The organism is Frankia sp. AvcI1, from assembly GCF_001420875.1.
GTDB lineage: Bacteria > Actinomycetota > Actinomycetes > Frankiales > Frankiaceae > Frankia > Frankia alni.
In genome coordinates this window covers 12,767-31,462 of record NZ_LJFZ01000009.1, presented here as the reverse complement: position 1 = coordinate 31,462, position 18,696 = coordinate 12,767, and the positions used below count along the sequence as shown (strand labels likewise).

Below are 18,696 nucleotides of genomic sequence, written 5' to 3'. Positions count from 1 at the left end.
GCCCCCACTCGGCGCGCACACCAGCTATGCTAGGTCTTAGCCAGAGGTCATTATGTCACCTCGGCTGTCGCGTAGCAGGCGTCGCCTCGTCACCTGTGCACCCAGAGTAGCCATCTATGGCGCCGGGGCACACGGACTTCGGGTCGCGGGCGCCGCGCGGCTCACCGCGAGCGGGTTCAGCGTAGACACCGCTCAGAGAAGACCAGGAGCGTCCCGCTGTCCGTCACAGCCGCAGCACCCTCGGATGATCTACCCACTCCCCAACCCCTGACCGACACGCCCGCAACGCCGGCCGCGCCCACGTTCGCCGACCTCGGGGTTCGCTCCGAGACGGTCGAGGCGCTGACCGAAGCGGGCATTGTGCACGCTTTCCCCATCCAGGAGCTGACGCTTCCGCTCGCCCTGGCCCGCAACGACATCATCGGCCAGGCCCGCACCGGCACCGGCAAGACCCTCGCCTTCGGCATCCCCATCGTCCAGACGGTGCTGGCGGCGAGCGAGGGCGCCGACGGCCGGCCGCAGGCCCTCGTCGTCGTGCCGACCCGCGAACTGTGCGTTCAGGTGACGTCCGACGTCACCCGCGCCGGCGCGGGCCGCGGCCTGCGGGTGCTGTCCGTCTACGGCGGACGCGCCTACGAACCGCAGCTCACCGCGCTGCGCGCCGGGGTCGACATCGTCGTCGGCACGCCGGGGCGGCTGCTCGACCTCGCCCGGCAGCGGGTGCTCGACCTCGCCGCCGTGCGCACGCTGGTGCTCGACGAGGCCGACGAGATGCTCGACCTGGGCTTCCTGCCCGACGTCGAGCGCATCATGGCGCAGCTGCCGACCAGCAGGCAGACCATGCTGTTCTCCGCGACCATGCCCGGCCCGGTCATCTCGCTGGCCCGCCGCTTCATGCAGCGGCCGGTGCACGTCCGCGCCGAGCAGCCGGACGAGACGCGCACGGTGCCGACCACGCACCAGCACGTCTTCCGCGCCCACGCGCTGGACAAGATGGAGGTGCTCGCCCGCGTCCTGCAGGCGGGTGGCCGCGGGCTCGCGATGGTGTTCGTGCGCACCCGCCGCACCGCCGACAAGGTCGCCGAGGACCTGGACAAGCGCGGCTTCGCCGCCGCCGCCGTGCACGGCGACCTCGGGCAGGGCCAGCGCGAGCAGGCGCTGCGCGCGTTCCGGGCCGGCAAGGTCGACGTCCTCGTCGCGACCGACGTGGCCGCCCGCGGCATCGACATCAGCGGCGTGACCCATGTCGTGAACTACCAGTGCCCCGAGGACGAGAACGTCTACCTGCACCGGATCGGCCGCACCGGCCGCGCCGGCGAGAGCGGCGTCGCCGTCACGTTCGTCGACTGGGACGACCTGCCCCGGTGGACGCTGGTGAACAAGGCGCTCGCGCTGCCGTTCGACGGCCCGCTCGAGACCTACTCCACCTCGCCGCACCTGTACGAGGCGCTCGGCATCCCGCCGGAGGCCAAGGGCACCCTCCCGCACGCCGCGCGCACCCGCGCCGGGCTCGATGCGGAGGACCTCGAGGACCTCGGCGAGTCCCGTCGTGGTGGGCGCCGCGGGGCGCGTTCCGGGCGCGAGGCGCCCCAGGCGGACAACCCGCCGGTGCCGGCCCGCACCCGCACCCGTCGCCGCACCCGCGGTGGTGGCGCCGCGGCCGCCGCGACCGGCCTGACCATCGCCGCCGACGGCAGCGAGCAGGACGACCCGGCGCCGGATCTGGATCTGGACCTGGACCTGGACGTCGTCGCCTCCGACGGCACCGCCGACACCGCGCACGTCGTCTCGACGCTGTCCCCGGCCGGGGGCGGCGAGCCGGTCCGTCGCCGCCGTCGCCGCCGCGGCAACCGTGGGCGCGGCTCCGGTACGGCCGGCGACCTGACGGAGGCCGACGGCGACGCGATCAGCTCGATCGGCGCGCTCGACGACGAGTCTCCGCGGGCCGAGTCCGCCTGACCAGGCGGACCGCCCCCGCTCATCCCGTCCAACGCCGGCCCGCGTGGCCCCCTGGCCCGGCGTTGGTACCCAGCGCGGCAGCCGTTCAGCCCGCCGGGCGCAGGTGCAGTCCGAGCCGCACCCAGCTCATCCGGCGGCAGGTCGGGCAACGCAGCAGCGAGGGGTGCCGCGGGCGCACCAGCGGTAGGTGGACGCTGGGGGTGAGAACCCGCAGCGCCTGCCACGCGCTGAGCAGGCTGGTCTGCCCGCAGCGGGAGCACTCGACGCGCAGGCTCGTGTTCGGCGGGGTCGTCGGCCTCAGCCCGCTGTACAGCGCACGCTTGCCGTGCGCGTCCCGTCCCACCGATGGACCCGACGGGGTCGGCGTCGCCACNGGTGGTCGGGAACCGCGCGGGCGCAGCCGGTCGAACCCGGCGGACGCGCGCTGTTGGGCGCGCGGCGACCGTGACGGGTCACTCGGCCCCCCACTCACCCCCGGGCTCCATTGACCCCGACCGGCACCTGTCCGCCCCGAACCGCTTCGAGGGGCGCTGCTTCGAGGGGCACCGGCTCCAGGGGCTCGGCGCCGACCGGCTCGGCGTTGCGGGGCTCTGTGCTGCGCGGGTCGACGTTGTGGGGGTCGACGTCGTGGGGCTCGACGTCGTGCGGCCCTGCTCCGACCGCCTCGGCGATGGCCCGGGCATGCGCCCGATAGGCCTCGGCGCCCTTCGATCGCCGCGCCGTCGACAGAATCGACCGGCCCGTGCCCGGCGCCTCGGCGAACCGCACGGAGCGGGCGATCGGCGGCGTGAGCACGGCGATGTCGTACCGCGCGGACACATCGGCGAGCACGGCCCGGCAGTGCGCCGTCCGCCCGTCGAACAGGGTCGGCAGGACGCCGCGGACCCCGAGGCCCGGATTCGTCAGTCGCTGCACGTCGTGCACCGTGTCGAGGAGCTGGCCGACACCGCGGTGCGACAGCGTCTCGCACTGCAGCGGCACGATCACCTCGGCGGCGGCGGTGAGCCCGTTGATGGTCAGCACGCCCAGCGACGGTGGGCAGTCGACGAGCACGAAGTCGTAGGCGTCGATCACCTCGGCGAGGGCGAGCCGCAGCGCGTGCTCGCGACCGGTGCGCGACAGCAGCACCGCCTCNCATCCGGCCAGCTCGATCGTCGCGGGCAGCAGGTCCATGCCGTCNGAGGTCCTGGTGATCACGATGCCCGCGGAGAGCCGTCCAAGGAGCACGTCGTGCACGGACAGCTCGAGGGTGTCGGGATCCAGGCCGAGGGAGAAGGTCAGGCACGCCTGGGGATCGAGATCCACCAGCAGGACGCGGCGCCCCAGCTCGCTCAGCGCGGCGCCGAGGCTGGCCACGGAGGTCGTCTTGGCGACGCCGCCCTTCTGGTTCGCAACCGCAAGTACGTGTGCCACACCGATCAGTGTGGATGCGTAATCGTGTGGTCACAACACTTGGCGTCCCGAAACCTCGTCGCGCCTCGCCGCTCGCGTGCCAACCGCCACAGACCGGACACCCGCCCGCCGGGCGCCGCCCGGGCGAGACGCGGACGTACCGTGGCCCTGCCCCGGTGTGCGGGCCCGGGCCGCCGGGTAGCGCAGCACCAGCGGCCCCTGCCCGCGATTCCCTCTCTGGATGACGGACGTGATGCGACGGTGACCATGCCCGCCGGGATCGGCGGCGCCGGGTGATGCAGGCGATCGTCTACCTCGCGATCGTCGTGGTGCTGATCGCCGCCAACGCGGTGTTCGTGGCGGCGGAGTTCGCCCTCGTCGCGGTCGAGCCGCACCAGGCGGAGCAGGCCGCCCGCGCCGGCGATCGGCGATCCCAGGCCCTGTCGGCCGCCGTGCGCTCGCTGTCGTTCCAGCTCTCCGGCGCGCAGCTCGGCATCACGGTGACCTCGCTGGCCGTCGGCTACCTCGCCGAACCGGCGCTGGCCGCGCTGCTGCATCCGGCGTTGCACGCCGTCGGCCTGCCGGACACGCCGAGCTCGGTGCTCGCGCTGGTCCTCGCCCTGTTCGCCGCGACGGTGAGCCAGATGGTGTTCGGCGAGCTGGTGCCGAAGAACTGGGCGATCAGCGAGCCGCTGCGGGTGGGCCGGGCCGTCTCCTGGCCTCAGGTCGGGTTCTCCCGGGTGTGCGGTCCGCTCATCAGGCTGCTCAACGGGGTCGCGGGCGCGATCCTGCGCGCTCTGGGGGTGCAGCCGCAGGACGAGCTGCACGCCGGACGCTCCCCCGCCGAGCTCGGCTCGATCGTGCGGGCCTCCGCCCGCCAGGGCACCCTGCCGACCACGACGGCGACGCTGCTGCGGCGATCGCTGCGCTTCGGTGACCGCCACGCCGCCGACGTGATGACCCCGCGGGTCCGGACCACCTGGGCCGACGCCGACATGCACGTCGCCGACCTGCTCCAGGTGGCGCAGCAGTCCGGTCATTCCCGGTTCCCGGTCCGGGGACGGGCCGAGTCGGAGCGCGCCGGCGGGGATGGGGCCGCCGACGTCGACGGCGTGGTCGGGGTCGTGCACGTCAAGGACGTCTTCCGGATCCCGGCCGCGCGGCGCGCCGCGGTGAGCGTGCGCGAGATCATGGTCCCGCCGCTGCTGGTGCCCGCCTCGCTGGGCTGCGACGCGCTGCTGTCCCGGCTGCGCCGGCACGGGCTGCAGCTCGCCGCCGTCATCGACGAGTACGGCGGGACCGCCGGGATCGTCACCCTGGAGGACCTCGTCGAGGAGCTGGTCGGCGAGGTGTCGGACGAGCACGACCTGCCGAGCATCCCCGGCGTGGTACCCGACGGGCCGCGATCCTGGCTGCTGTCCGGGCTGCTGCGACCCGACGAGGCGGTCGAGGCCACCGGCGTCCGGCTGCCCGAGGGGCCGTATGAGACGGTCGCCGGGCTGGTCCTCGCCCGCCTGGGTCATCTCGGCGCGGTCGGGGAGCACGTGGAGGTCGACGGCGTCACCCTGACGGTCGTGGCGGTCGATCGGCACCGCATCGACCGGGTGCGGCTGACCGACCCGCCGGCGCGGCCACCCGAGGCCCGTCAGACCGGGCACGGGCCGGCGCGGCAGACCGGGCACGGACAGACCGGGCACGGGCGGGCGCCGAAGGCCCGGACGGAGAGCGGACCGTGACCCTGCTCGCGATGCTCGCCGGGCTCGCGCTGACAGCCGGCAACGCGTTCTTCGTCGGCGCCGAGTTCGCCTTCGTCTCCGCGCGCCGCGACCGGCTGGAACCCATGGTCGAGGCGGGCGACAAGCGGGCCCGCTCGGTCATCGGCGCCCTGGAGCACCTCTCCCCGCTGCTCGCCGCGACCCAACTTGGCATCACGCTGTGCTCGCTGGCCCTCGGCGCCGTCGCCGAGCCGGCCGTCGCGCGGCTGCTGACGGATCTGCTCCACGCGCTCGCCGTCCCCGGGGCGGCACGGCACGCGATCGCCTTCGCCGTCGCGCTGATCGTCGTGTCCGCGCTGCACATGGTGCTCGGCGAGATCGTGCCGAAGAACCTGTCGATCGCCGGCCCCGAACGGGCCCTGGTCTGGTTCGGGCCGCCCCTGATCGCCTTCGCCCGGGCCACCTCGCCGTTCGTGCTCCTGTTGAACGCCTTCGCCAACCGGGTGCTGCGGTTGCTGCGGGTCGAACCCCGCGACGAGCTCTCCTCCGCCTACACCCCGCAGGAACTCGCCGCCATCATCGCCGAGTCGAAGCAGGAGGGGCTGCTCGAACAGGCCGAGCACGAGCGACTCACCAGCGCCCTGGAGCTGTCCGACCGGGACGCGGGCGCCGTGATGATCCCGCTGTCGCAGGCCGTGACGATCGCCTGGACGACCACCGCCCGCGAGCTGGAGGACGTCGTCGCCCGCACCGGCTACTCCCGTTTCCCGGTGCGGGTACCCGACGCCGCGACCGAGATCGCGGGGTTCCTGCACGCCAAGGACGTCCTGGGAATCGCGCCCGAGGACCTCGACACCCCNCTGGCCCCAGCAAGGCTGCACCAGATGGTGGAGCTGGCCACGGACACGCCCCTGGACCAGGTGCTGCGCCGGATGCAGCGCGCCGGCAGCCACCTGGGCCGGGTCGTCGACGCCGCGGCAACGACCGTCGGCGTCATCGCGATGGAGGACGTGGTCGAGCAGTTCGTCGGCGAGGTCACCGACGCCAGCCACCACGACTGAGCAGCGCCGGCCTCAGACCGAGCCGGCCTCAGGCAGCGCCAGCCTCAGGCGGAGCCGGGCGACGCCGACTGCACCACCTCGAACGACCACAGCGTGGCCCCGGTCGCCGCGGGGGCGCCGGCACCGCCGTGACCGCCCGGCCCGCCATGACCGGCGGCACCGCCATGACCGGCGGCACCGCCATGACCGGCGGCACTGCCGTGACCCGCGGGCGCGCCCTGCCCGGCCGGCGCGCCCGAGGCGGCCGCGGCCTCGGCGGCCGCCCGACGGTGGCCCTCCTCGAACGCCTGGGAGGACTGCCACTTCTGGAAGTCCTCCTCGCTACGCCAGCGGGTGTAGACGAGGTAGGTGTCGGTTCCCTCGATCGGGCGCAGCAGTTCGAACCACTCGAACCCGTCGGCCTGCTCGACCATCCCGGCCCGGCCGGCGAACCGCGATTCNAGGGCGGNCCGCATCTCGGCGGGCACGGTCAGCNCATTGATCTTGACGACACTCATGTCTTCACCGTAGTGCGAAGGCCCCGGCGCGGCGCCACTAGAGTGCCCGAGCGTGACAGGTCTTCCCCGGGTCGCCGTCCTCGGCGTGGACGCGGCCACCNCCGCCGCGACGATCTCCCTTGTCGACGGGGGGCTCGCGGTCGCCGCCTTCTCCGCCGGCCCCGTGCCGCCGGCCGCCCACGACCGCCTCGCCGCCTACGGCTGCGCGGACCAGGTCGTCGCGGTGTCGCCCGACACCCTGCGCCTGCTGACGGCCGGCCCGGCGGCACCACCCTTCGAGGTCCATGGCGTGCGGGCCGATCCCCGGCTCCCGGCGTCGCCCCCGTCCCCGAGCGCCAAGGAAGCCGGCGCGGGAAGCGGCGCGGGAGGCGGCTACGGAGCCGAGGCGGGAGGCGACCTGCTCGGCGTCTTCGACGCGGTCGTGCTGGGCGTCGACACGGCCAGGCTGGGGCCGGGCGGGCCGCACTCGCCCCGCTTCGGCGGCGTGTTCGACCTGGCCGCCGCCTGGGTCTTCCACGTCGACGGAGCCCCGGAGCTGGCCGGCGCGCGGGGCCGGTGGATCGGGGAGTACCTGCGCGGCCGCTACGCCCCGCCCGAGCCCGCGGCGATGAGCGCCCGACCGGCCCTGCTCGGCCGGTCGACGCGCGGCGGCGTGCGCGCCGAACTCGCCGAGCTGGACCGCGAGCTGCGCGCCGGCCACGCCCGCGCCGCCCGCCTCGGCTACCGGCTACCCACCCCGCCGCCCCCGCTCGCCCCCGCCGATCCCGCCCCGACAGCCTGACCCACGCCGGACAAGGCCGGTTGCGGTGCGTTCTGCACGGTCTGAGCCTGCGGACCGTGCACATCGCACCGCAACGCGTCTCCCGCACACAGCGACGGATCAGCCGTCGGCGGCCGGGCGGCCCAGCCGGGCCAGGCGGTCCGCCGCGGCCTGCAGCGTGGAGAGCTTCTTGGGGAAGCCGAACCGGATGATGTGGCGGCCGTCGGCGGGATCGGCGAAGAACGACGAGCCGGGCACGGTCGCCACCCCGATCTCGGTGACCAGCCGCCGGGCCAGCGCCACATCGTCGCCGCCCGGGTCGATCGCGCGGGTGTCGCACATCACGTAGTAGGCGCCGTCCGGCTGGCGGAACGTGAACCCGGTATCGGTCAGCGCGGCGCACAGCAGGTCGCGGCGGGCACGGTACTGCTCGGCGAGCCCGTCGTAGTAGGCGGGCGGCAGGCCCATCGCCGCCACACCGCCGGCCTGCAACGGTGCCGCCGCGCCGACAGTCAGGAAGTCGTGGACCTTGCGGATCGCCGAGGTGTAGGCGGGTGGCGCGATCGTCCACCCGACCCGCCAGCCCGTGACCGCGTAGGTCTTCGACAGGGCGTTGATGGTGACGGTCCGATCCTCGAGGCCGGGGACCGTCGCCGGCGGGATGTGACCGCCGGGTCCGAGATAGTGGATGTGCTCGTAGATCTCGTCGGTGAACACCAGCGCGTCGTGGCGCTGGCAGAGCTCGGCGACCAGCTCCAGCTCGTCGCGGCGCAGCACCTTGCCCGTGGGGTTGTGCGGGGTGTTCAGGACGATGGCGCGGGTCCGGTCGCTGAAGGCCGCGCGCAGCTCGGCCGGGTCGATCGACCAGTCGGGGGCATGCAGGCGGACCAGCCGCGGGCNGGCGCCGGACAGGATCGTGTCGGGCCCGTAGTTCTCGTAGAACGGCTCGAACATAATCACTTCGTCGCCGGGGTCGACCAGCGCCAGCATGGTGGCGATCATCGCCTCGGTCGAACCGCAGGTCACGCAGATCTCGGTGTCCGGATCGACCGACCAGCCCGGGTAGGTCNGCCCCACCTTCGCGGCGACCGCGGCGCGGAACTCCGCCGCCCCCCAGGTGATCGCGTACTGGTTCACGTCCGCGTCGATGGCGGCCTTGGCCGCCTCCTTGAGCTCGGGCGGGCAGGCGAAGTCGGGGAACCCCTGGGCCAGGTTCACCGCGCCGTGCGCGAGCGCAAGCCGGGTCATGTCCCGGATGACGGACTCGGTGAAGGTCATCGCCTTCGCGGAGACCCGCGGCTGGGCGGGGGCGGTGGTCTGTTCGGACACAGTCCTATGGTGACATCCGGCGGGTCCCGCGGTGGCATCCGGCGGGCCCTGCCGGCAGCTCGCAGGGCCACGGCGTCGTCCAGGGTGCGGGCTCAGTCCTCGCCGAGAGCGGCCCAGGGCTGGCGCTCGGGACCGGCGGCCTGGCCCTCCGCGCACAGCCGCCGGAAGTCGCACCACGAGCACAGCGAGCCGGGGCGCGGCGGGAAGGCCCGGTCGGGTTCGCCGCCGCCGCGCAGCGCCTCGGTCGCCTCGACGGCATCGGCGGCGACCGACTCGGCCCGGCGGACGTGGCGGGCGATGCTGTCCTCGGTGTGCTCGGCGACGGCGACCCGGCCGGTGGGCACGTGGTGCAGCTCGACCCGCCGGCAGGGCTGGCGCAGCATCCGGCCCGCGGCCAGTGCGTAGAGCGCCAGGGCCCGCGAGGTGCGGGCGTCGTCGTCGGTGACGGGTCGCCGGCCGGTCTTGTAGTCGACGACGACGAGCTCCCCGTCCCGGTCGTCGAGGCGGTCGATCCGGCCGGAGAAGGCCAGCGCCTCGGTGCGGGCGGCGACCGAGCGCTCGACCCCGCGCGGCTCGGCCGCCGGGTCCAGGCCCTCGACATAGCCACGGACCATCCCGACGGCCCGTTCCCGCCAGTGCTGCGACTGCTCGGGATCGCGGAACCCCTCGTCGATCCAGCCCAGGCGCAGCAGCTCGGCGGCGCGCAGCGGGGTGCGCCGCTGATGCGGCTCCTCCCACCACCGGCGCAGCGCGTTGTGCACGCTGACGCCGAAGGAGGTGTGCGCCCACGGCGGGCCCTTCGGCGGGCGCGGCCGGTCCAGATAGATCATCCGGTAACGACGGGGGCAGTCCTCGAACGCGGCCAGTCGCGACGGCGTGCAGGCGAACAGCCTGCGGGGCATGCCGCCGAGCTCCATCTGTGCCATCGACCGATCATCGCACCCCGCACCAACCCCGTCGGTCAGGCACCGATCGCCCGCCGGCGGCGGGCCAGCGATCGGGCAGACCATCCGGGACGAGGAGGGCGGTTTCGGCGCGGCGTCGGTTCCTGGACGGATTCGCGCCGGGCTGGCATGCTTGCTGTATGGAGAGCAGCCGAACCTCGCGCCCCGGCGCGCTGCTGCCTCCGTTTTATGGGGACCGGGCACGGTCCCCGCTCCACCGCTGACCTCACGCGGTACGAGCGTCAGACCCAGGCCCGGTCCGCCCCGGGTCGTCTCGGCCTGGGCTGCGCCGGGCCTCCGATCGAAAGGCCCATTCGTGGACAACCTCGTCGACCGTCCCGACGCCGCGATCCCCGCGCCCACGGCGCCGGGCGCCACCCTTACCGGCGCGGGGCGCGCGCCGCTCGCGGGCGAGCCGCTGACGATCAGCAACATCCCCGCGGGACGCCAGCAGATCGACGACATCGACGCGCAGCTCCGCGAGCTGCTCGCCACCCGCCGCGACCTGTCCCGGCAGATCCAGGCGCTGCGCTCGGCCGAGGGCGGCCCACGGATCGAGCACGCCCGCGAGAACGAGATCATCGCCGTCTGGGCGGACGAGCTGGGTCCCCGCGGCGTCGAGATCGCGATGGCGGTGCTCACCCTCTGCCGCGGCGCGGCCGGCCAGCCCTAGAGCCCCTGCCGTGGCCGCCCGACCAGCCGACCGGCCGGCCTGCCACACCCGACCCGACGCCGCCGACGTCCAGCACCTCCTGACCACCCACCTGGCCAGCAGGTGGCGCGGGCGATCGTGCTGCCCGGCTGGCGGCCCGCGCCCCGGCGGCAGCGGCGGTCAGCGCTCTTCCGGCCCGCCAGGCGGCCCACCAGCGGGCCGGGCGCCGTCCTGGTCCGAGTCGCGCCCCCGCTCTCCGGCCGCGGCCCGCTCAGCGGCAGGGCCGCGTGTTTCGGCAGGCGCGCGCTCCCCCACAGGGGCCCGCTCGGCGGCCGGGGCGCGCTTCTCGGCGGGGAGACGCCCGGTCGCAACAGCCCGGTCGGGGCGGTCGCGGCGGTCGCCCTCGCGGCGCCGGCGCCGGTCGCGGCGGTCCCGGTCGCGGTCGCGGTCGGCCGCGTCCAGCTCGGCGAGCAGGGCGCGCAGCTCCGAGCGCAGAAAGTCGCGGGTGGCCAGCTCGCCGATGGTGATGCGCACGGCGGCCAGCTCCCGGGCCAGGTACTCGGTGTCGTCGCGGGTGCGGACCGACTGCTCCCGGTCCTGGGCGAGGTTCGCCCGGTCCCGGTCGTCCTGGCGGTTCTGCGCCAGCAGGATGAGCGGCGCTGCATACGCGGCCTGCAGCGACAGCACCAGCGTCAGGAAGATGAACGGGAACTCGTCGAACCGCGCGGAGCCGGGGACGAAGACGTTGTACGCGACCCACACCACGATGACGATGCTCTGGGCGACGAGGTAGCGCGCCGTCCCGATGAACCGGGCCACGCGTTCGGCGATCCGGCCGAACGCGTCCGGCTCGTAGGCGGGCCGCAGCGACGCGCGCCGCGACGGCCGCGGCTGGTCCAGGCGCGCGCCGCGCTGCCGCCCTCTCACGAAACCGCCGGCGGGCTGGCGCCCACCCCACCCAGGGAGCCGGGTTCCCCACCGCCCGGGGGCGGGGCGAACAGACCCGGCGTCGTGTGGGTGTCGACGTCGGATTCGAGCTGGCGCTCGCGCCAGTCGGCCGGCAGCAGGTGGTCGAGGACGTCGTCGACGGTGACCACGCCGACGAGCCGTCCGCCGCGGTCGAGCACCGGCGCGGCGACCAGGTTGTACGACGCCAGCAGCCGGGTGACCTCGGCGAGCGGCGTCTCNGGCCGCAGCGACGCCATGTCCACGTCGATCACGCCGCCGACCAGGGTGGACGGCGGCTCCCGCAGCAGCCGCTGGAAGTGCGCGAGGCCCAGGTAGCGGCCGGTGGGGGTCTCATACGGCGGGCGGACCACGTAGACCTGCGCGGCCAGTGCCGGGGACAGCTCCGGCTCGCGGATGCGGGCGAGCGCCTCGGCCACCGTCGCGTTCGGGGCGAGCACGACCGGCTCACTGGTCATGATCCCGCCGGCGGTGTCGTCGGCGTAGCGCAGCAGGCGGCGCACGTCGGCGGCCTCGTCCGGCTCCATCAGCCGCAGCAGCCGCTCGGCGTCCTCGGCGGGCAGCTCACCGAGCAGGTCCGCCGCGTCGTCGGGGCCCATCGCCTCCAGCACGTCCGCGGCGCGTTCCTCGGCGAGCCCGCCGAGGAGCTCCACCTGCTCGTCCTCGGGCAGTTCCTCCAGGACGTCGGCGAGCCGTTCGTCGTCGAGGGCCGCGGCGACCTCGGCACGCCGCTTGTCGGACAGGTCGTGCAGCAGCGTCGCGAGGTCGGCGGGGCGCAGCTTCTCGAAGGCGGCCAGCAGGTTCGCCGCGCCCTGGCCCCCCTCGGCCAGCGACAGGCCGGTCACCTCGTCCCAGGCCACGGTGCGCACCTCGCCGCGCCGCCCCCGCCCGGTGCGGACCGCCACCTGGTCGAGCACCCAGTCCCCGCCGCGGATCGGCTCGATCGCGGCGTCGACGACGGTGACCTCGGTGCCCGACGACAGCAGCGTGGCGCGGCGGTCGAGCAGCTCGCCGAGGACCCGGGTCTCGTTCGGCCGTTGTTGGAAGCGCCGCCAGCTCAGCCGGGCCGAGGAGAGCACGACCGCGCCGGACTCGACGCCGGTGACCCGCCCGATCGGCACGAAGATCGGGCGGCGCTGGACCTCGACGGCGAGGCCCAGCACGCGCGGCGGCTCGTGGCCGAGGCGCAGCGTGACGATGATGTCGTGGACCCGGCCGACCTGGTCGCCGTTGGGGTCGAGGACCAGCAGGCCGGCCAGGCGGCGGCAGTACACCCGGGACTGGGTGGGGCGCGTGGGCATCGTGGTCACTGACCGTTCCCGGCATGGGCGGACATACCGCCGCGGGCCGGCGCCGCAGTCCTGTTCACGGCCGGAGGCTACCCGCGCGGGCACGTCCCGCAACCCCGACCCCGGCATACCCGCCCGCCTGGGCATTCTCGGGGCCGGTGCGGCCGTCCGGGCGCGGCCGCGGGCACCGGCCGCGTCGCGGACGTCGCCGTTGGTCGTCGATGATCGAAGGAGACGCAGGCGGCCACAGGTCGGCACAGGTCGGCCGGGAGTTGCTCACCGAACGGATCGATCCGGGGATCCGGGACCGAGAGCGAGCACGATGGGTAACGAGTCGATAGCATAGAGATCATGCCGCAGCGTTCCCGCCGATCGTGTCTGGCCGTCCCCGGATCCTCGACGAAGATGCTCGGCAAGGCTCAGGGCCTGCCCGCCGACCAGGTGTTCTGCGATCTGGAGGACTCGGTCGCGCCCGGCGCGAAGGAGGCCGCCCGGGCGAACGTGGTCGCCGCGCTCAACGAGGGCGACTGGGCGGGCCGGACCCGGGTCGTCCGGGTCAACGATCTGACGACCCGCTGGACGTACCGCGACGTCATCGAGGTCGTCGAGGGCGCCGGGGCGAACCTGGACTGCGTCATGCTGCCGAAGGTGCAGTCGGCCGCCCAGGTGGCCTGGCTGGACCTGCTGCTCACCCAGATCGAGAAGGTGCTGGGGTTCGAGGTCGGCCGGATCGGGATCGAGGCGCAGATCGAGACGGCGCTCGGCCTGTCGAACGTGCGCGAGATCGCCTTTGCCAGCCCCCGGATCGAGACCGTCATCTTCGGCCCGGCCGACTTCATGGCCTCGATCAACATGCCGTCGCTCACCGTCGGCGCGCTCAGCCCGAACTATCCGGGCGACCCCTTCCATTATGTGCTGTTCAAGATTCTCGAGACGGCCCGCGCCCGCGGGGTGCAGGCGATCGACGGCCCCTTCCTCCAGATCCGCGACACCGCGGGATTCCGGGCGACCNCCGCCCGCTCGGCCGCGCTCGGCTTCGACGGGAAATGGGTGCTGCATCCCGGNCAGATCGAGGCGGCCAACGAGATCTACGCGCCGCGCCAGGACGACTACGACCACGCCGAGCTGATCCTCGACNCCTATGCCTGGCACACCTCCGCCGAGGGCGGACTGACCGGCGCGGTGATGCTCGGCGACGAGATGATCGACGAGGCCAGCCGCAAGATGGCCGAGGTCGTCGCCGGCAAGGGCCGCGCTGCGGGGCTCGCCCGCACGCGGAAGTTCGAGCCGCCGGTCGGCGTCGGGCGCTAGCCGGCCGCGCCGGCCGCAGGAGGGGGACGACCGATGAGCAGGATCGCGCAGACCGACGACCTGACCGACGTGCAGCGCGACATCCTCGCGGCGGTGCGCACGTTCGTCGACAAGGAGATCCTTCCGTTCGCCACGGAGCTCGAACACGCCGATGAATACCCGGAATCCATCGTCGAGTCGATGAAGGAGATGGGGCTGTTCGGGATCACCATTCCCGAGCAGTACGGCGGGCTGGGCGAGTCGCTGCTCACCTACGCGCTGGTCGTGGAGGAGATCGCCCGGGGCTGGATGAGCGTCGCCGGGGTCGTCAACACCCATTTCATCGTCGCCTACCTGATCGGCCGGCATGGCAGCGCCGAGCAGCGCAGCCGGCTGCTGCCGCGGATGGCCACCGGCGAACTGCGCGGCGCGTTCTCGATGAGCGAACCCGGCTGNGGTTCGGACGTCGCGGCGATCACCAGCCGGGCCGACCGGAAGGCCGGTGGCGGCCGGAACGGCGAGGGCGAGGGCGATGGCGACGTCTACGTGCTCAACGGGCAGAAGATGTGGCTGACCAACGGCGCGCGAGCCGGAATCGTCGCCACCCTGGTGAAGACCGACGAGGGCGCCGAATCGGTCTACCGGAACATGACGACCTTCCTGCTGGAGAAGGAACCGGGCTTCGGCACCCACGGCGGGATCACCATTCCCGGCAGCATCGACAAGCTCGGCTACAAGGGCATCGAGACGACCGAGATGATCCTCACCGACCACCGGGTGCCGNCCGCGTCGATCCTCGGCGGCGACGACGGCCGCGGCCAGGGCTTTTACCAGATGATGGACGGTGTCGAGGTGGGCCGGGTCAACGTCGCCGCCCGGGCCTGCGGCATCATGATCCGCGCCTTCGAGCTCGCCATCGCCTACGCGCAGACCCGGNGGGCCTTCGGCCGGCNGATCGCCGAACACCAGGCCATCGCCTTCAAGCTCGCCGAGATGGCGACCAAGGTCGAGGCCGGTCACCTGATGATGGTCAGCGCCGCCCGCAAGAAGGACTCGGGGCAGCGCAACGACGTCGAGGCCGGAATGGCCAAGTACCTCGCCAGCGAGTACTGCCACGAGGTGACGACGGAGGCGTTCCGCATCCACGGCGGCTACGGCTACTCGAAGGAGTACGAGATCGAGCGCCTCTACCGTGAGGCGCCGTTCATGCTCATCGGCGAGGGCACCTCCGAGATCCAGAAAAGGATCATCAGCCGGGCCCTGCTGCGGGAGTACGAAACGGCCCGCTGACCCGCCAGGGCCGGGCGCGAACGCGGGCGCCGACCGCGCCGGCCGCGCGGTCCGACATGCGTAGTCTGCTCCTGACCGACCATCCGGGACATCCGGCCAGCCGGGACGACCGGCCAGCCGGGACAGGAGCACGCTGATGCAGGTTGGGTTCGTCGGCCTCGGCACCATGGGCTTCCCCATGGCCGGCCATCTCGCCCGCGCCGGTTTCGACACCGTCGTGTACAACCGCACGGAGACGACCGCGGCGCGCTGGTCGGCCGTGCAACGGGGCCGGGTCGCGGCGACGCCGGCGCAGGCCGCCGCCGGATCCGATGTGGTCTGCGTCTGCGTCGGGGCCGACGACGACGTCCGCTCGGTGCTGCTGGGGCCGGACGGCGCGCTCGGCGCGCTGGCGCCGGGGGCGACGATCGTCGACCACACGACGACGTCGGCGGAGCTGGCCGTCGAGATCGCCGCGCGGGCGGCGGAGGTGGGAGTCGGCTTCGTCGACGCGCCGGTGTCCGGCGGGCAGGCCGGTGCCGAGGCGGGGCGCCTGAGCGTCATGTGCGGCGGCGAGGTGGACACGGTGGAACGGGTCCGGCCGGTGCTGGCCGCCTACGGCGCGACGATCACCCGCATCGGCCCGGTCGGCACCGGCCAGCTCACGAAGATGGTCAACCAGATCCTGGTGGCCGGGGCGATCGAGGGCGCGGCCGAGGCACTCAACTTCGCGGCCGCCGCCGGTCTGGACCTGGACCAGGTGCTTCCCGCCGTGTCGGGCGGCGCCGCGAGCTCCTGGTACCTGACCAACCGCGCCGCCACCATGATCCGCGACGAGTTCGACTTCGGCTTCGCCGTCGACTGGATGCGCAAGAATCTGCGGATCTGCCTGGCGGAGGCGGCCCGCCGGGGCGTGCCGGTGCCGCTGACCGAGCTCGCCGAGGGCGATCTCGCCGCCTCCCAGGCGCGCGGCGACGGTCAGCTCGACGCCACCGCCGTCATCCGCCTGCGCCGCCTCGCCACCGCCCAGCCCGCCACCACCGCCCAGCCCTCCGCCACCGCCCAGCCCGCCGACGACACCCGGCCCGCCGATGCCTGACCCGCCAGCCGCCTGACCCGCCGACACCCGGACCGCGGGCGCCGGTCGGTGCCGACAGCCGTCAGAGGTACTGCTTCGACGGGTTGACCATCGCGCGGACGGTCTTGCCGTCGTGGAACTCGCCGATCGCGGTCATCGCCCAGCTCTGGCCGCCGGCCTCACGCTGTACCCGGCACATCACCAGTCCGGTGGACGGCTTGGACTCGGACAGGTCGAAGCGGACGAGCTCCTGGCCGGTGACGTCGTCGTAGAGCCGGCAGTAGGCATTGCGCACGTCGGTGAACGGCTGCCCCTGGAAGCTGTTCACCGTGAAGATCAGCGTGGTGACGTTCGGGGGCAGGGCGGCAAGATCCACCTGGATCGTCTCGTCGTCGCCGTCGCCACGGCCGGTGAGGTTGTCGCCCGAGTGGNGCACCGCGCCGCGCGCGCCCTTCTTGGACATGAACCACACCTTGTCGACGTCCTTGCCGCGCTCGTCGAACAGGATGCAGGACGCGTCGAGGTCGATCGACCGGCCGCGCTGCGCCNGATCCCAGCCCAGGCCCATCCGCACCCGGGTGAGCGGGGGCGCGCCGGTCTTCACCAGCGACACGCTCTGGCCCTTGGTCAGCGACACCCGGCCCTTGTCCAGGTTGACCCGGCCGCCGGGCTGACCGGGAGCCGGTGGCGGCGGCCCCCACTGCTGGCCGGCGGGCGGCGGGGGCGGACCCCACGGCTGACCGGTGGGCGCGGGCGGCGCGCCGGGCGGACCCCACTGCTGGCCGGGCGGCGGCGGGGTGCCCCACTGCGGCGCCGCGGGCGGCGGACCCCACTGCTGACCGGGCGGCGGCTGCTGACCGGGCGGCGGCTGTGGGGCGCCCCACTGCGGCGCCCCACCGGCCGGAGCCGGCGCGGGCGGGACGGGCGCAGGGCCCCACTGCTGGCCGCCGGGCGGCGGTGCGGGCGGGCCCCACTGCTGCCCGCCGGGCGTGGCCGGCTGCGGGCGGGGTGGGGCGGCCGGCGGCCGGGCCGCGGCCGGCGCCGCAGCGGCGGCCGGCGCGGGACCGGAGGTGCCGGGATCGTCGACGGCGATGCCGAAGTCGGTGGCGATGCCGGCGAGCCCGGAGGCGTAGCCCTGCCCGACCGCGCGGGCCTTCCACGCGCCGGCCCGGCGGTAGAGCTCGACCAGGATCAGCGCGGTCTCGGCACCGAGCCCGGCGGGATCGAACCGGACCAGCTCGGCGCCGCCGCGGGAGTCGCGCACCGAGATACCCAGCCCCCGCACGCCCGCGAAGGTCACCGGGCCGGAGCCGTCCAGGCTGNCCGTGACGACCACCTTGTCGATGTCCGGCGGCACCGCTGCCAGGGTGAACTCCAGCGCCGCCGGTGGCAGCAGCCGCACCCCCGGGCCGGTCGGCTGGTTGAAGAACACGAAGTCGCCGTCGGTGCGCACCTTGNCGGCGGCCGTGACCAGAATCGCGGCGATGTCCAGCGAGATCGACGAGGCGATCTCCACCCGGACGTCGGTGGTGGGCAGCGGCGCGTTGCCGCCCTTCGTCAGCACCTGTCCCATAGCCGCAGCTCCTCCAAGGTCGCACCACGTTGAACGCCCCTGCCCGGTGCGGAGGTTCCCGCAGGCCGACCGGCGGCACGGGCGCTCCCGCCGACCCTACGATCGAACGCATGCGAACTGCGGCACGGGTCCCGTGAGCGACAGCGCCCTGAGTCGATCGGTCGAGGGGCACGTCACGGCGCTGTTCGGCCGGGACACCGGCCGCGCGTCGGTGACCTTCCTCGGTACGGAGCAGCTGGACGTGCTGCGGTTCGGTCCCGACCGCGGCGGCGTCGTCCGGTACCTCACCCTCGGCATGTCCCGGGAGCCGATGACGGCGTCCGACTCCGCCGTGCGCGACCCCGCCGGACCGCGGGCCGAGCTCGTGCTGTCGCTGCGCGGCCACCGCGACAGCGTGCTGCGCCGGCTCGCCGTGCTGGCGGCCGTCCCCGCCGTCGAGGGCCGGCCCGTCGCCCCCGGCGCCGGCCTGGACCTCGGCGAGCCGCTGTGGGACGGCGCGCCGTTCACCGCGGTGCTCGTCGGCGAGCCCGGTGGCCTGATCCCCGACCTGCCGATCGCCGACGCTCTGGACGACCCCGCGTTCGCCGCCGCCGCGCCCGTGCGGTTCCTGCCCGTCCTGCCGATGACCACGAACGAGGCGGCCTTCAAGCGGGTACACGGCCCCGAGGCGCTGCACCAGCGCTGGCTGGCCGCGGGCACCGACCTGCGCGACCCGAACCGCCGCGAGGTCGGCCTCGGCTGAGGCGGACACCCGAGGCNGCGACGCAGCGTTGCAGTTGGCTACCCTCTGCATTCAAGGGTGCGTGTGGCGCGCGCTGCGTCCGGAGGGGGTCTGTCATGCGGTTCGGCCGCTGGTTCGAGGAGTTCGAGGTCGGGGACGTCTACCGGCACTGGCCGGGCAAGACGGTCACCGAGTCCGACG

At 74.2% G+C, this 18,696-nt stretch carries 11 protein-coding genes and 21 pseudogenes; 15 read left to right on the top strand and 17 right to left on the bottom strand.

The window, feature by feature from the left end:
- The first annotated feature begins 360 nt into the window (after positions 1-360).
- On the top strand, positions 361-1,959 hold the full coding sequence (locus UK94_RS11340; protein WP_011607111.1) for a DEAD/DEAH box helicase: 1,599 nt from the start codon (positions 361-363) through the stop codon (positions 1,957-1,959).
- A gap of 468 nt (positions 1,960-2,427) precedes the next feature.
- On the opposite strand, the pseudogene UK94_RS11330 reads toward UK94_RS11340, so the two are convergent.
- The 3 genes and pseudogenes from UK94_RS11330 to UK94_RS48030 all read right to left on the bottom strand — a co-directional run.
- Positions 2,428-3,093, bottom strand: a pseudogene (locus tag UK94_RS11330) (ParA family protein); the annotation flags it as partial.
- Position 3,094: 1 nt separating this feature from the next.
- Positions 3,095-3,138: pseudogene (locus UK94_RS48035) on the bottom strand (hypothetical protein); the annotation flags it as partial.
- Between the two features lies 1 nt (position 3,139).
- A partial coding sequence (locus tag UK94_RS48030; RefSeq protein ID WP_235487508.1) for an AAA family ATPase occupies positions 3,140-3,372 on the bottom strand: 233 nt, incomplete at its 3' end.
- Between the two features lie 272 nt (positions 3,373-3,644).
- Between UK94_RS48030 and UK94_RS11325 the strand changes: the two genes are divergently transcribed.
- The 3 genes and pseudogenes from UK94_RS11325 to UK94_RS48025 form a co-directional block, all read left to right on the top strand.
- Positions 3,645-5,087, top strand: coding sequence for a hemolysin family protein (locus tag UK94_RS11325; protein ID WP_055749790.1), 1,443 nt, complete (start codon positions 3,645-3,647; stop codon positions 5,085-5,087).
- 11 nt (positions 5,088-5,098) lie between these two features.
- Positions 5,099-5,925: pseudogene (locus UK94_RS11320) on the top strand (hemolysin family protein); the annotation flags it as partial.
- A gap of 1 nt (position 5,926) precedes the next feature.
- Positions 5,927-6,127, top strand: a pseudogene (locus UK94_RS48025) (hypothetical protein); the annotation flags it as partial.
- A gap of 44 nt (positions 6,128-6,171) precedes the next feature.
- On the opposite strand, the pseudogene UK94_RS11315 reads toward UK94_RS48025, so the two are convergent.
- From UK94_RS11315 to UK94_RS11300, 6 genes and pseudogenes are all read right to left on the bottom strand, one after another.
- Positions 6,172-6,567 (bottom strand): annotated as a pseudogene (locus UK94_RS11315) (antibiotic biosynthesis monooxygenase); the annotation flags it as partial.
- 35 nt (positions 6,568-6,602) lie between these two features.
- Positions 6,603-6,723, bottom strand: a pseudogene (locus UK94_RS76005) (antibiotic biosynthesis monooxygenase); the annotation flags it as partial.
- Between the two features lie 781 nt (positions 6,724-7,504).
- Positions 7,505-8,283: pseudogene (locus tag UK94_RS48020) on the bottom strand (aminotransferase class I/II-fold pyridoxal phosphate-dependent enzyme); the annotation flags it as partial.
- A gap of 1 nt (position 8,284) precedes the next feature.
- Positions 8,285-8,453, bottom strand: a pseudogene (locus UK94_RS48015) (aminotransferase class I/II-fold pyridoxal phosphate-dependent enzyme); the annotation flags it as partial.
- Position 8,454: 1 nt separating this feature from the next.
- Positions 8,455-8,713, bottom strand: a pseudogene (locus UK94_RS48010) (aminotransferase); the annotation flags it as partial.
- A gap of 92 nt (positions 8,714-8,805) precedes the next feature.
- The gene (locus tag UK94_RS11300) at positions 8,806-9,639 is read right to left on the bottom strand and encodes a PD-(D/E)XK nuclease family protein (RefSeq protein ID WP_055749785.1); all 834 of its coding nucleotides are present in this window, start codon (positions 9,637-9,639) and stop codon (positions 8,806-8,808) included.
- A gap of 436 nt (positions 9,640-10,075) precedes the next feature.
- Between UK94_RS11300 and UK94_RS11295 the strand changes: the two genes are divergently transcribed.
- Positions 10,076-10,330 (top strand): chorismate mutase, encoded by a 255-nt coding sequence (locus UK94_RS11295; RefSeq protein ID WP_231861755.1) that lies wholly within the window; start codon positions 10,076-10,078, stop codon positions 10,328-10,330.
- A gap of 159 nt (positions 10,331-10,489) precedes the next feature.
- On the opposite strand, the gene UK94_RS11290 is transcribed toward UK94_RS11295, so the two are convergent.
- The 3 genes and pseudogenes from UK94_RS11290 to UK94_RS11285 all read right to left on the bottom strand — a co-directional run.
- Positions 10,490-11,236, bottom strand: coding sequence for a DUF1003 domain-containing protein (locus UK94_RS11290; protein WP_235487505.1), 747 nt, complete (start codon positions 11,234-11,236; stop codon positions 10,490-10,492).
- Positions 11,233-11,496: pseudogene (locus UK94_RS48005) on the bottom strand (CBS domain-containing protein); the annotation flags it as partial. The pseudogene UK94_RS48005 and the gene UK94_RS11290, both read right to left, overlap by 4 nt.
- A 1-nt stretch (position 11,497) precedes the next feature.
- Positions 11,498-12,576 (bottom strand): magnesium transporter (locus UK94_RS11285; RefSeq protein WP_235487503.1); only part of this gene is annotated, 1,079 nt, incomplete at its 3' end.
- Positions 12,577-12,915: 339 nt separating this feature from the next.
- Between UK94_RS11285 and UK94_RS11280 the strand changes: the two are divergent.
- The 8 genes and pseudogenes from UK94_RS11280 to UK94_RS11270 all read left to right on the top strand — a co-directional run.
- Positions 12,916-13,575: pseudogene (locus UK94_RS11280) on the top strand (CoA ester lyase); the annotation flags it as partial.
- A gap of 1 nt (position 13,576) precedes the next feature.
- Positions 13,577-13,628, top strand: a pseudogene (locus UK94_RS73510) (hypothetical protein); the annotation flags it as partial.
- A gap of 74 nt (positions 13,629-13,702) precedes the next feature.
- A pseudogene (locus tag UK94_RS48000) lies at positions 13,703-13,875 on the top strand (CoA ester lyase); the annotation flags it as partial.
- A 33-nt stretch (positions 13,876-13,908) separates the two neighbouring features.
- Positions 13,909-14,309: pseudogene (locus tag UK94_RS47995) on the top strand (acyl-CoA dehydrogenase family protein); the annotation flags it as partial.
- A gap of 1 nt (position 14,310) precedes the next feature.
- Positions 14,311-14,637, top strand: a pseudogene (locus UK94_RS47990) (acyl-CoA dehydrogenase family protein); the annotation flags it as partial.
- A 1-nt stretch (position 14,638) separates the two neighbouring features.
- Positions 14,639-14,790 (top strand): annotated as a pseudogene (locus UK94_RS47985) (acyl-CoA dehydrogenase family protein); the annotation flags it as partial.
- A 17-nt stretch (positions 14,791-14,807) separates the two neighbouring features.
- On the top strand, positions 14,808-15,144 hold a 337-nt coding region (locus UK94_RS47975), incomplete at its 5' end, for an acyl-CoA dehydrogenase family protein (protein WP_268761305.1).
- A 136-nt stretch (positions 15,145-15,280) separates the two neighbouring features.
- Complete coding sequence (locus UK94_RS11270) at positions 15,281-16,222, top strand: NAD(P)-dependent oxidoreductase (RefSeq protein WP_055749782.1); 942 nt, start codon at positions 15,281-15,283, stop codon at positions 16,220-16,222.
- 61 nt (positions 16,223-16,283) lie between these two features.
- Here UK94_RS11270 and UK94_RS47970 read toward each other — a convergent pair.
- From UK94_RS47970 to UK94_RS73505, 5 genes and pseudogenes are all read right to left on the bottom strand, one after another.
- Positions 16,284-16,632 (bottom strand): annotated as a pseudogene (locus tag UK94_RS47970) (TerD family protein); the annotation flags it as partial.
- A gap of 1 nt (position 16,633) precedes the next feature.
- Positions 16,634-16,749 (bottom strand): annotated as a pseudogene (locus UK94_RS47965) (hypothetical protein); the annotation flags it as partial.
- A 1-nt stretch (position 16,750) separates the two neighbouring features.
- Positions 16,751-17,523, bottom strand: a pseudogene (locus UK94_RS47960) (TerD family protein); the annotation flags it as partial.
- A gap of 1 nt (position 17,524) precedes the next feature.
- Positions 17,525-17,658, bottom strand: a pseudogene (locus tag UK94_RS47955) (hypothetical protein); the annotation flags it as partial.
- Position 17,659: 1 nt separating this feature from the next.
- Positions 17,660-17,774 (bottom strand): hypothetical protein (locus UK94_RS73505; protein WP_268761308.1); only part of this gene is annotated, 115 nt, incomplete at its 3' end.
- A gap of 133 nt (positions 17,775-17,907) precedes the next feature.
- Here UK94_RS73505 and UK94_RS11260 point away from each other — a divergent pair.
- Together UK94_RS11260 and UK94_RS47950 are read left to right on the top strand one after the other, a co-directional pair.
- Positions 17,908-18,516 (top strand): suppressor of fused domain protein, encoded by a 609-nt coding sequence (locus UK94_RS11260; protein ID WP_011607127.1) that lies wholly within the window; start codon positions 17,908-17,910, stop codon positions 18,514-18,516.
- Between the two features lie 95 nt (positions 18,517-18,611).
- Positions 18,612-18,696: pseudogene (locus tag UK94_RS47950) on the top strand (MaoC family dehydratase); the annotation flags it as partial.

Excerpts from the sequence above, each read along its gene's own strand:
- UK94_RS11300 (WP_055749785.1), bottom strand. The coding sequence starts at position 9,639 with ATGGCACAGATGGAGCTCGGCGGCATGCCCCGCAGGCTGTTCGCCTGC.
- UK94_RS11270 (WP_055749782.1), top strand. The coding sequence starts at position 15,281 with ATGCAGGTTGGGTTCGTCGGCCTCGGCACCATGGGCTTCCCCATGGCC.